The following is an 11,713-nucleotide window of genomic DNA, read 5'->3' on the forward strand; positions in this document are numbered from 1 at the left end:
GAAAATGCGCGAAATATTGAAGATGCGCGAAACCCAGTTGGCGATTTCGATCGTGGTGCTGATCGCCCTGGTCGGTTCGCGCGCACCGGTGTTCGTCTCGAGCTCCAGCCTGGGCAACCTGCTCACCGACAGCACCCTGCTGATCATGCTGGCCCTGGCCCAGATGCTGGTGATCGTCACGCGTGGCATCGACCTGTCGGTGGCGTCCACGCTGGCCCTGTCGGGCATGATGTCGGCGCTGCTGGCTGTGCGCTTCCCGGAGCTGCCGCTGCCGGTCGTGATGCTGGTGGCGATCGCCATCGGCCTGGCGCTGGGCCTGATCAACGGCTACCTGATCGGCTACCTGGACCTGGCGCCCATCGTGGTCACGCTCGGCACCATGAGCGTGTATCGCGGCCTGGTGTTCGTGCTGTCGGGCGGCGCCTGGGTGTCATCGCACCAGATGCCGCCCGAGTTCATCGCCTTCCCGCTGTCGCGCTTCCTCGGCGTGACCAACCTGGTGTGGATTGCCGGCTTGACCATCCTGGTGTTCTGGTACATCGCCATGCACAGCCGCTTTGGCCGCGACTTGTACGCGGTCGGTAACGCCCCGGCGTCGGCCCGCTACGTCGGCATCCCGATCGCCAAGCGCCTGTTCTGGTCCTATGGTATTTCCGGCGCCGTGGCCGGCCTGTGCGGCTACCTGTGGGTGGCGCGCTACGCGGTGGCCTATACCGAGATCGCCTATGGCTTCGAGTTCACCGTGATTGCCGCCTGCGTGATCGGTGGCGTGAGCATCGCTGGCGGCAGCGGCAGCGTGGCTGGTGCTGTGCTGGGCGGCCTGTTCCTGGCCGTAATCGGCAACGCGCTGCCGGTAGTCAAAGTGTCGCCATTCTGGCAAAGCGCGCTGACCGGCGTGGTGATCCTGGCTGCAGTGCTGATCAATGCGCGCAGCGGCAAAATCGGTGGTCGCCAGATTCTCCCGCTGCATCTGAACAAAGCTGACGCTCAAGGGAGCGCGGCGTGAATACGAGTACCGTCATGACCAACGAAGCACCAACGCCTGTCACCGAGACTCCCGCTGCGTCCACGTCCCGCTACGTCATCGCCGACCGCCAGGGCTTCCGCCTCGGCACGGCGCTGGGCAGCTGGGAGAGCATGCTGGCGTTGCTGTTCGTGGCCGCATTCACCATCTGCGCCATCGTCCAGCCGCATTTCCTCGACATGGTCAACCTGGCCGACGGCACCTTCAACTTCAGCGAAAAGGCGATGATCGCGCTGCCGATGGCGTTGCTGATCATTTGCCGCGAGATCGACATCTCGGTCTCCGGCATCCTGGCGCTGTCGTCGGTGGCGGTTGGTCTAGCCCACACCAACGGCGCCCCGCCCGAAGTGCTGCTGCCGATCGCCATTGCCACCGGCACCGCCTGCGGCTGGCTCAACGGCATCATGGTCACGCGGTACAAGCTGCCCTCGATCGTGGTCACCATCGGTACCGTGTCGCTGTTCCGCGGCCTGGCCAGCGTGGTGCTGGGCGACAAAGCCTTCACCGGCTACCCGCAACTGATGACCGACTGGGGCCAGGGTTATTTCTTCGGCTTCATCCCGCGTGAATTCGTCGTGCTGCTGGTGTTTGCGCTGCTGTTTGCCGGCTTCCTGCACTGCACGACCTGGGGTCGCCGCGTGTACGCGATCGGTAACAACCCGGTGGCCGCACGCTTTTCCGGCATTCCGGTCGACAGCTACCGCCTGGGCCTGTTCATGCTGACTGGCGCCATGGCCGGCCTGGCTGCGTGGTTCCTCACCGGCCGTATCGGCAGCACCCGTCCCAACATCGCCATGGGCTGGGAGCTGGAAGTGATTACCATGGTGATCCTGGGCGGCGTGAGCATCGCCGGCGGCGCCGGCACCATCGGCGGCGTGCTGCTGGCCGTGCTCACCCTGGGCACGGTCACCTACGGCCTGTCACTGGCGAATATCCCCGGCATTTACATGACCATCGTGGTCGGCATCCTGCTGCTGGTCACCATCGCCCTGCCCCGCCTGCTGCGCGGCAGGAGGATCGCCAAATGAGCGGCGCAACTGATGGTACAACTAATGCCACCCTGGTCCTCGATATCGGCAAAACCAACGTCAAGCTGGTATTGCTGGACGCCGCCGGCGCGGTGCTGGCCGAACGGCGCAGCCCCAACGCCATCCTGACCGACGGACCGTATCCGCACCACGACGTCGAGCGCATCTGGCACTGGATGCTGGACGGAATGACCGAGTTTTCCAGCCTGGCCACCATCGGCGCCATCGTGCCGGTCACGCACGGCGCCACCGCCGCGCTGGTCGATGACGACGGCCTGGTGCTGCCGGTGCTCGATTACGAGTTCGAGCCGCCGGCCGCGCAGGCAGCCACGTACCAGGCGCTGCGTCCTGCGTACGACACGACCTGTTCGCCGCTGCTGCCCGCCGGCCTGAACCTGGGGCGCCAGTTGGCGTGGCAGGCGCAGACCTTCCCGGCCGAGTTCGCGCAGGCCAATCACCTGTTGATGTACCCGCAGTACTGGGCCTGGCGTTTATCTGGCGTGGCGGCCGGCGAAGTGACGTCGCTCGGTTGTCACACCGACTTGTGGCAGCCGGCGCGCCAGCAGTATTCGCAGCTGGTCGAACGCATGGGCTGGAACGCCCTGTTGCCGCCGCTTCAACCGGCGTGGGCGCCACTGGGACCGTTGAAGGCGGCGCTGCTGGCGCGTACCGGTTTGCCGGCATCGTGCCAGGTCATCTGCGGCATCCACGACAGCAATGCCTCGCTGCTGCGCCACCTGGCAGCCGTCGATGGCGTGGCGCAGCCTGCCGTGCTCTCGACCGGCACCTGGGTGATCGCCGCCGCGCCGGGCAAACCGCTCGATGGCTTGCGTGAGCGGTCGGACATGCTGGCCAATACCAATGCGCTGGGCCAGGCCGTGGCCTGCATCCGCTTCATGGGCGGGCGCGAGTTCGGCGAGCTGGCGGGCGCCGACGTGCAGACCTGTACCGTGGAGGATTTGCAGCGGTTGATCGACCAGCAGACCGTGGCCCTGCCCTGCTTCTCGCAGGCTGGCGGTCCGTTTGCCGGCCGTACCGGTTCGATCACTGGCCCGGCGCCGGTCGATGCGCGCCAGCGGTATGCACTGGCCACGCTGTACTGCGTGCTGGTGTCGGACTACTGCCTCGCGCAGCTGGGCGCCGATGGCGCGGTGGTGGTGGAAGGCAGTTACACCGGCAACCGTTGGTTTGCGCCGCTGCTGGCCGCACTGCGGCCGGGTCAGGCCATCAGCAGCACCGATGACACCAGCGGCACGACCTGCGGCGGCTGGATGCTGCACCACTGGGGCAGCGCGCCGGCGGTAAGCAGCTCGGTGGCGGCGCCGTTGGTGTTGAATGGCTGGAGTGCATATCGTTCGCACTGGTTAGCGGCGTTGCAAGAGGCGCTATAATCCCCCGCACGGGCGCTTTTTACCCCCGAGACCCATGGGGTCGGACCCCGTACGGGCGCTTTTTACCCCCGAGACCCATGGGGTCGGACCCCGTACGGGCGCTTTTTACCCCCGAGACCCATGGGGTCGGACCCCGTACGGGGTCCGACCCCGGCCTTGCGGCCTTGGCCGTGCGGGTTATCAATCCGCCACCGGCGCCCCGAAGTCCGGCGAACCATCCTCTTTCCATCGCAGCACCTGCGCCCGCGTATGGCGGTTGGCATCCTTGAGCGGCTCGCCCACGATATCCCTGAAATTGCGCGCGTGGTACACCAGGATGTCGGTCTTGCCATCGGGCGTGGTCGTAAACGCGTTATGCCCCGGCCCGTACTGGCTGTTCTTCTCGCTGCTTGAAAATACCGGCACCGGCGACTTCTTCCAGGACGCTGCATCGAGCAAGTCAGAAGCCACCGGCGCCGTCAGCAACCCCAATGCATAGTTGGCATCGGTCGCACTGGCCGAATAGGTCATGAACACGCGGCCGTTCTTGACGATCACCGCTGGCGCCTCGTTGACCTCGTGCCCGACCTTCTCCCACGCATAGTCCGGCTTCGATAGCAGCACTGCCGGGCCGGTAATCGACCACGGCGTGTCCATCTGCGCCAGGTAGATATTGGTGGCGTGGACCTTGGCGTCCTGGCCGCGCTGGGTCCAGGCCAGGTAGCGTTTGCCGTTCAGTGCAAACGTGGTGGCGTCGAGCGCGAACGATTCCCAACCGGTCTTCAACTGCCCCAGTTCCTTCCAGTCCCCCTGCAGCGGATTGGCCGACTCGTTCACCAGCACGTACAGGCGGATCTCCCAGATCGCATCGGCGCGGCCGGCGGTAAAGTAGATATACCATTTGCCGTCGATATAGTGCATCTCCGGGGCCCAGATGTGCGCTCCCATCTCCCCCTTGGCGTGCTTGCGCCACACCACCTTGGCCTCGGCGGCGCCGAGGTCGTTGAGCGAGCGTGCGCGGCGGATTTCGATGCGGTCGTATTCCGGTACGGTGGCCGTGTAATAGTAATAGCCGTCGCTGTGCAGCGCCACTTGCGGGTCGGCGCGGTGCTTGACCAGCGGGTTGTTGAAAGTCGGTTCTGCTGCTAATGCGATGTTCTGCGCAAACGAAAAAACGGCGGCCGCGAAGGCCACCGTTTTGAGTCCGCGCGCAAATGGTGCCTGCGCCATGGGTCTCCCTAGTTTTTGATCGATACGGTGAAGAAGTAACGACGCCCGGACCAGGCCAGTTCGTTGACACGGTACAGGTCACCGGCGTCGGTGATCTGCGATTCCTTGGTCAGGTTCTTGCCTTCGATCGAGAACGTCACGTTGTCACTGTAACGGTACTGGAACTTCGCGTCCAGGAAACCGGTCTTTTCCTGGAAGTTCGGGTTGCCGGAAACGTCGTTGGTGCCGGTGTAGAAACGGTCGCGGTAGTTGTAGGCGACGCGGGCGTTGATCTTGCCCAGGTCGTACCACAGCGCAGCGTTATAGCTGTTCTTCGACAGGCCGGCGTATGGCAGGATCGAACCATCGAGCGGATTGATGCGTTCCGTACCTTTGGCGTAATCGTAGCTCATGCGGGTGTAGTTGACGTCGCCGCCGAAACCGCTCATCCAGCCCGGCAGGAAGGTGAACGCGGTACGCGCGGTCAGTTCCACACCCTTGGTGGTGGCGCCTTCGCCGTTCAAGGCGGTGTTCACGTCGAACAAGCGACCATCGCCGAGCAGGTTGACGTTTTTCACAACCTGCTTTTCCAGGATGTAGCTCGAAATATCCTTCTTGAACAGGCCCATGCTCAACTGGCTGTCGGCGCTCGGGTAGTACTCGAAGCTCAAGTCGGTGTTCTTGGCGCGGAACGGTTTCAGGTTCGGGTTGCCGGCCGTGCAGTCGTCGATATTGTCGCCGCCAAATGCAGGGTTGCCGCTGTCGATGATACAGGCCACGTTCGGTGCCAGCAGGTCGATGCGCGGACGCGACATCACTTTTGACAGGCCGAAGCGCACCATGAACTGGTCAGGAATCGCCCAGGCCATCAGGTTGAAGCTTGGCAGATAGTCGTTGTACTTGGTCTTGACGGTGGTCGTGCCGAAGCTGAGATCGCGGTCGATGGAAGAACCGGCAGCGCCGCCCGGATTTTGCAGGCGGATCTTGATCGATTGCGAGCCGCTGGCATCGGTCTTGGTGCCGGTGTAGCGCACGCCGATATTGCCCCAGATCTGGTGCTCGCCGATCTCGGTATCGAAGTCGGCGCGGATGTACGCGGCGCGCACACGCTCGTCTACCATGTAAGCCGGCACTTGCGGATACATCCTGCCGTCGCTGCCGATGGCGTTGTACACGTTGTTGAAGTTGAAGTTCGACGTGTCGAAATACGGTTTGGCGTTGTTATACACCGGCGACATCCAGCCCGACGGAATGTTCGAGATCTTGTCGTAGCCGCCGAAGAAGGTGCCTGGCGAGTTGCCGCGCACGGCGTTGATCAGCTCCTGCATCTTGGCGCTGTTGACGTAGGTGCTGGAGTAATTGCCGTTGATGAAGGTGTTGGTATCAGGGCCGCGCACCGCGCCCGTATTGTACGGATCGTAGGTGATGGTCTGGTTGATGTTGGCGCCGCGCACCGAGATATCGTCGGCCGTGCTGGCCGGATCGGCGCCGCCGCTGGCGATGTAGCCGCCGCCGTTGTAGCGCTGGGCCGACGAATTGCGCGCCTGGGCGCCGCCCCACAGCTTGGTGAAGAACGGCGTGGTCAAACGGTATTTCAGGTCCAGCTTGACCTGGTCTTCGTCGTTCTTGGTCTCGTAAGGACGGTATTGCAGTTCGGCCTTGACGTACGAGCTGGCGGCGTCCGGCGAGTAAGCGGCCGGGAAGTCGAAGTGCGGCAGGCCCTGCGAATCGAGCGACACCTTCAGGCCCGGCGCATTTTGCGTCAGGACGATACTATTGGTCTCGTTGTGGTAGGTCGAACGCGAACGTCCGGCCAGGCCGTCCACTTCCAGCGGACCGTCCTTGTAGTTGAAACCGGTGGTGGTGTAGTTGGAATCGATCTTGAGCTTGAAGTCGCGCGCCGAAGTGCTGAAGGCGCCCTGGCCGCCCTGGCCGGCAACGTAGTTGCAGTCGCCGACGGTGTAGCCGGTGACGTAGTGGTTCTCCACGGTGACACCGGCTGGCGTGGTGCTGGTGGATGCCGGCAGGCAGGTACCGGTGGTCGTGGTGGTGCCGTTGGCGGCGTACACCGGTGCACGACCGGCACTGGCCAGGCGATTGACGTTGCCGAAATCGGTGCCGAAGTTGCGGTCGTTCAGTCGCTGGTCCTGGCGGTTGCCCTGGTAGCTGACGAAGGCCTTCATTTCGTTGCTGACCTTGTATTGCGCGGTCAGCTCGGCCGACGAGCGCTTGTGGTCGCGGGTCCAGATGCCGTAGCGCGGCGTGCCTGGCGAGTAGTCGTACCATTGCTGGCTGCACGCGGTTTTCTGGGCGGCGGACAGGCCGGGCGCGCTGGCGCAACCGGCCGCCGAACCTACGCCGGCCACGGCCGGGTCGAGCGAATTGACGGTCTTGTTTGGCGAGAAGTCCCAGTCGCGCAGGAAGCGCCAGGTGGTGTTGCGCGAGTAGTCGTTACGGGTGCGCACGTCGTCGTAGACGATGTTGGCCATCACGCCCAGTTTGCCATCGAGGTACTGGTCGGCGATCAGCAGGCTGCCGCGCGGCTGCACGCCGCCACGGCTGGTCGAATGTTCGCCAGCGAGGGAAGTGGCGACGGTGAATTTCTTGAAGTCGAGCGGTTTGCGGGTAGTGATCACCACGGTGCCGCCCACGCCGCCTTCGGTCAGGTCGGCGGTGCTACCCTTGTACACGTCGATCGAACCGATCAGCTCGGAAGCCAGTTCGCGCAGCTCGGCGCCCCGACCGGCGTTGCCGTTGGTGCCCAGTACCGACATGCCGTTCACTTCCACGCGGTTCAGGTCGGGCTCCACGCCGCGGATCGAGATCTGCGAGCCTTCGCCGAAATCGCGGGTCAGTTGCACGCCGGTGATGCGCGACAGCGCTTCGCCCACGTTCTTGTCAGGGAATTGATTGATGTCTTCGGCCACCAGCGAGTCGGAGATGGTGGCGTTGCGGATCTTGCGGTCGATCGCCGAGGCCACCGATTTGCGGGTACCCACCACGGTCACGACGCTGGTTGGCGCCACGTCGGACGGCGAGCGCGCCGCTGGTTCGCTGGTCTGCGCAGCATCGGCAGCAGCTGCCGTTTGCGCCATGGCGGCGTTGCCGGCCATGAGGGTCGCCAGTGCCGAGGCGACTGCGCTGACGATGACGCGGCGGGTGGTGTTGCTGTGGGTGGCTTGGTGCGGATAGGTCACTATGGTCTCCGTGTATGTCATGGCCATTGGTTGGCCTTGGTTTTATGATCAGCTTGTGATCACATTCTAGATGCCGCTTGCGTGTAAAAATCAGCAACTGCTCAAAGAATCAAAATGATGATCACCAATTCTCACCACGCCCCGATCGCCCCTCCCACTTTCGCATCTGGCAGCGCACCATAAATTCGCGCTACACTGGTCCGATGACACTCCCAGACACCTTCCAGTCACGCAGCGCGCAAGCGCTGCCCACCATCGCGCCGCCCGAGCTCAAACGCATGGAGCGCTTCGGCGCGCGCGCTGTTTTCAACGATGGCGACATGCTGTTCGAAGCCGGTCGCGGCAAATTCGGTTTGATGGTGGTAGTCAGCGGCAAAATCCGCATCAGCCGCTATGACGGCCTCGGTAACAGCTCGCTCATCATCGAGCACGGACCCGGCGAATTTGCCGGCGAGATGAGCCAGTTGTCCGACGCCCCGACGCTGGTCAACGGCCACGCGCTGGGCGCGGTGGAAGTGCTGGTGCTGACCACCGCCGCGCTGCGCGCGCTGCTGGTGGCGGAGGCCGAGCTTGGCGAGCGCATCGTGCGCGCCTTCATATTGCGGCGCGTCGAATTGATGGACAGCGCGGCCTGCGGACCGGTGTTGCTATCGCCCAACAACAATTCCAGAATGCATGCTTTGCGCGGCTGGTTGTCCAGCAATGGTCAGCCGCACAAGGTGCTCGACCCGGCCTCCACCGACCAGGCACGGGCGTTGTGCGAGCGCTACACACCGCAGCCGGACGACTGGCCGCTGGTGGTTTTCCCCGATGGCGGCGTGCAGAAAAATCCGACCATCGTCGAACTGGGCCGCCGCCTGGGCACCCTGCCCGCGCTCGACTCCGACCAGGTGTGGGATGCGATCGTGGTAGGCGCCGGGCCGGCCGGCCTGGCCACTGCCGTGTATGCGGCGTCCGAAGGCTTGTCGGTGCTGGTGCTGGACACGCGCGCCTACGGCGGCCAGGCCGCCGCCAGCGCGCGCATCGAAAACTACCTGGGCTTCCCGACCGGCATTTCCGGGCGCGCACTGGCCGGTCGCGCATATGTGCAGTCGAAAAAATTCGGCGTGGAGATGGCCATTCCCGCACCCGCAGCGCGGCTGCTGTGCGACGTGCGGCCGCTGGAAGTGGAAATGTGCGGCAGCCTGCAGCGGCTGCGCACCCGCAGCGTGGTGGTGGCGTGCGGCGCGCGCTACCGCCGGCCAGACCTGGCCAACCTGGCGCGCTTCGAGGGCAAGGGCGTGTATTACTGGGCTTCGCCGCTGGAGGCGGGACTGTGCAAGGGGGCCGAAGTGATCCTGGTCGGCGGCGGCAATTCGGCCGGCCAGGCCGCCGTGTACCTGTCGGCCCACGCGGACCGTGTACACATGCTGATCCGGCGCGATAGCCTGGTTGACACCATGTCCACGTACCTGATCGAGCGCATCGCCGCCACGCCCAACATCGTGCTGCACACGCACGCACAGATCGTGGAACTGGACGGCACCGACGACGGCGGACTCGACCGGGTAAAGGTGCGCGACGCCCGGCACGGCACCGAGCGCGATTACGATGTCAAACGCGTGTTCCTGTTCATCGGCGCCGATCCCAACACCGGCTGGCTCGGCGACTGCGGGGTGGCGGTCGATGACAAGGGGTTCATCGTCACCGGGGATGACGCGCTGGCTCGAAATGATCAACCCGGTGATCGAAAAGATCACCGTCATGATGAGATCGAGCGGCCGGTCGCCAGCCTTGAAACCAGCGTGCCCGGCGTATTCGCCATCGGCGACGTGCGCGCCGGTTCCACCAAGCGGGTGGCGGCGGCGGTGGGCGAAGGGGCGGCCGTGGTGTCGCAGATCCACGGCTTCCTGGCGCGCCTGCCCCGAACCCGGTAGTTCAGGCGACGATATTGAGGCCGCTATCGACGTACACGGTGCTGCCGGTCACGCGATGTGCATAAGGTGACGCCAGATACGCGCAGGTGTTGCCCACGTCCACGATGTCCACCAGTTCGCCGATCGGCGCCCGCGCCACTGCATCGTTGAGCAGGCAGTCAAAGTCCTTCAGGCCCGAGGCCGCGCGGGTTTTAAGGGGCCCCGGTGACATCGCATGCACGCGGATCGCCCGTGGTCCGAGTTCGTAGGCCAGGTAGCGGCACGCTGCCTCCAGCGCCGCCTTCACCGGACCCATGACGTTGTAGTTGGGGACCACCTTGTTGGCGCCGTGGTAGCTCATGGCGAACAGGGTGCCGCCCTGCGTCATCAGCGGCGCGGCCAGTTTGGCCATGCGCACGAACGAATGGCACGAGACGTCCATCGCCTGCAAAAAGCCGTCGAGCGAGCAATCGAGCAGGCCGCCCTGCAGGTCGGCCTTCGGTGCAAAGGCAATCGAGTGGACCACGATGTCGAGCTGTCCCTGTTCGGCCAGCACTGCAAACAGCGCTTCGAGCTGGCCCGGCTGGGTGACGTCGAGCGGTAGTAACTGCGCGTCGATGTCGGCGGCCAGCGGCGCCACGTGGGGATAGGCTTTTTCGTTCAGGTAGGTGAGGATCACTTCCGCCCCCAGCTTGCGGAATGCCAGCGCGCAGCCCCAGGCGATCGAGTGTTCGTTGGCCACGCCCACCACCAGCGCGCGCTTGCCGGCCAATATCGGATAAACGGTTTCGGTATTCATCAGTGCTCCAGTATGTCCAGCGTGTGGCGGGCGATCATCAGTTCTTCGTTGGCCGGCACTATCCACACGGCCACGCTGCTGTCGGGAGTACTGATGCGGCGTATGCCGTCAGCGCCGCTGTCATTGGCAGCGGCGTCGAGCCGCACGCCCAGCCACGCGGCATCGCGGCAGACTGCCGCGCGCAGCGCCTTGCTGTTCTCGCCGATCCCGCCCGAAAATACCAGCGCATCGAGCCCGCCCAAGGCGGCGGCCAGCGAGCCGAGTTCACGGCCGATGCGATAGACCATCAGCGCGATGGCCGCTTGGGCGCGCGGGTCGCCGCTCTGTTCCAGCGTGCGCATGTCGGCCGACAGGCCGGAGACGCCCAGCAGGCCCGACTCCTGGTACAGCAGCTTTTGCACCGCAGCCACGTCCATGCCCAGTTCGTCGATCAGGTACAGCACCACGCCGGGGTCGAGCGCGCCGCAGCGCGTACCCATCGGCAGGCCATCGACCGCCGTAAAGCCCATGGTGCTGGCCACACTGCGCCCTGCCAGCATGGCGCACATGCTCGCGCCATTACCGAGGTGCGCTGCCACCACCCTGGCCCCTGCCAGCTGCGGATCGGACTGCGGCAGCCGGCTGGCGATATATTCGTACGACAGGCCGTGAAAGCCATAGCGCCGGATGCCGAGATCGGTGATGCGGGGCGGCAGCGCGAATGCCTGCGCCGCGACCGGCTGGCTGGTGTGGAAAGCGGTGTCGAAGCAGCCCACTTGCGGCACCTGCGGCGCCATCGCCAGCATCGAGCGCACCGGCGCCAGGTTGTGCGGCAGGTGCAGCGGCGCCAGCGGCACCAGCTGATCGAGCCGCGCCAGCACCGCCCCGGTGAGCAGTTGCGGGCCGCTGTAATCGACGCCGCCGTGGACGATGCGGTGGCCCACCGCAACCACCCGCCGTCCGTCCAGGTGCGACTGGGCGAAGTCGATCAGGAAGCGCATGCCGGTGGCATGGTCGATCGGCCCGTCGGGCCAGCGGTGTTGGTCGATGATGGCGCCGGCGGCGTCCTGCGCCACAAAACGGGTTACGCCGGCGTACAGGTTTTCGATCTTGCCGCGCATGGCCAGGTCGAGCGCGGCGCCGTCGTACAGCGAGAACTTGATGCTGGACGAACCGGCGTTGATGACGACGATGCAATCACGCGGGGCCATG

The 11,713-nt window shown here is 64.9% G+C and carries 8 protein-coding genes; 4 read left to right on the forward strand and 4 right to left on the reverse strand.

Annotated elements, in window-relative coordinates:
- The first annotated feature begins 4 nt into the window (after positions 1-4).
- The 3 genes from J2X54_RS06525 to J2X54_RS06535 are packed head-to-tail and all read left to right on the forward strand — an operon-like array spanning position 5 to position 3,443.
- Positions 5-1,006, forward strand: coding sequence for an ABC transporter permease (locus J2X54_RS06525; RefSeq protein WP_310179268.1), 1,002 nt, complete (start codon positions 5-7; stop codon positions 1,004-1,006).
- A gap of 14 nt (positions 1,007-1,020) precedes the next feature.
- Positions 1,021-2,052: an ABC transporter permease gene (locus J2X54_RS06530; RefSeq protein ID WP_310179835.1), complete on the forward strand. Its 1,032-nt coding sequence runs from the start codon at positions 1,021-1,023 to the stop codon at positions 2,050-2,052.
- Positions 2,049-3,443 (forward strand): FGGY family carbohydrate kinase, encoded by a 1,395-nt coding sequence (locus tag J2X54_RS06535; protein WP_310179270.1) that lies wholly within the window; start codon positions 2,049-2,051, stop codon positions 3,441-3,443. Before J2X54_RS06530 ends, J2X54_RS06535 begins: the two co-directional genes overlap by 4 nt.
- 180 nt (positions 3,444-3,623) lie before the next feature.
- Here J2X54_RS06535 and J2X54_RS06540 read toward each other — a convergent pair whose 3' ends face one another.
- Together J2X54_RS06540 and J2X54_RS06545 are read right to left on the reverse strand one after the other, a co-directional pair.
- The gene (locus J2X54_RS06540) at positions 3,624-4,652 is read right to left on the reverse strand and encodes a glycoside hydrolase family 43 protein (RefSeq protein WP_310179272.1); all 1,029 of its coding nucleotides are present in this window, start codon (positions 4,650-4,652) and stop codon (positions 3,624-3,626) included.
- A gap of 8 nt (positions 4,653-4,660) precedes the next feature.
- The gene (locus J2X54_RS06545) at positions 4,661-7,828 is read right to left on the reverse strand and encodes a TonB-dependent receptor (protein ID WP_310179275.1); all 3,168 of its coding nucleotides are present in this window, start codon (positions 7,826-7,828) and stop codon (positions 4,661-4,663) included.
- Positions 7,829-8,031: 203 nt separating this feature from the next.
- Here J2X54_RS06545 and J2X54_RS06550 point away from each other — a divergent pair, with 203 nt between their 5' ends.
- On the forward strand, positions 8,032-9,744 hold the full coding sequence (locus J2X54_RS06550) for an FAD-dependent oxidoreductase (protein ID WP_310179278.1): 1,713 nt from the start codon (positions 8,032-8,034) through the stop codon (positions 9,742-9,744).
- 1 nt (position 9,745) lies between these two features.
- Here J2X54_RS06550 and fabI read toward each other — a convergent pair whose 3' ends face one another.
- Positions 9,746-10,522 carry an enoyl-ACP reductase FabI gene (gene fabI / locus J2X54_RS06555; RefSeq protein ID WP_310179280.1) on the reverse strand — a complete coding sequence of 259 codons (777 nt, stop codon included), beginning with the start codon at positions 10,520-10,522 and terminating at the stop codon, positions 9,746-9,748.
- Positions 10,522-11,712, reverse strand: coding sequence for an acetate/propionate family kinase (locus J2X54_RS06560; protein WP_310179282.1), 1,191 nt, complete (start codon positions 11,710-11,712; stop codon positions 10,522-10,524). The genes fabI and J2X54_RS06560 overlap by 1 nt, the downstream gene beginning before the upstream one ends.
- Between the last annotated feature and the right edge of the window lies 1 nt (position 11,713).

It is taken from the genome of Duganella sp. 3397, assembly GCF_031456625.1.
Lineage (GTDB): Bacteria > Pseudomonadota > Gammaproteobacteria > Burkholderiales > Burkholderiaceae_D > Rugamonas > Rugamonas phyllosphaerae.

Bases quoted from the DNA above. Each gene is read 5' to 3' on its own strand.
- J2X54_RS06525 (WP_310179268.1), top strand. From the start codon at position 5: ATGCGCGAAATATTGAAGATGCGCGAAACCCAGTTGGCGATTTCGATC.
- J2X54_RS06530 (WP_310179835.1), top strand. From the start codon at position 1,021: ATGACCAACGAAGCACCAACGCCTGTCACCGAGACTCCCGCTGCGTCC.
- J2X54_RS06535 (WP_310179270.1), top strand. From the start codon at position 2,049: ATGAGCGGCGCAACTGATGGTACAACTAATGCCACCCTGGTCCTCGAT.
- J2X54_RS06540 (WP_310179272.1), bottom strand. From the start codon at position 4,652: ATGGCGCAGGCACCATTTGCGCGCGGACTCAAAACGGTGGCCTTCGCG.
- J2X54_RS06550 (WP_310179278.1), top strand. From the start codon at position 8,032: ATGACACTCCCAGACACCTTCCAGTCACGCAGCGCGCAAGCGCTGCCC.
- fabI (WP_310179280.1), bottom strand. From the start codon at position 10,522: ATGAATACCGAAACCGTTTATCCGATATTGGCCGGCAAGCGCGCGCTG.
- J2X54_RS06560 (WP_310179282.1), bottom strand. From the start codon at position 11,712: ATGGCCCCGCGTGATTGCATCGTCGTCATCAACGCCGGTTCGTCCAGC.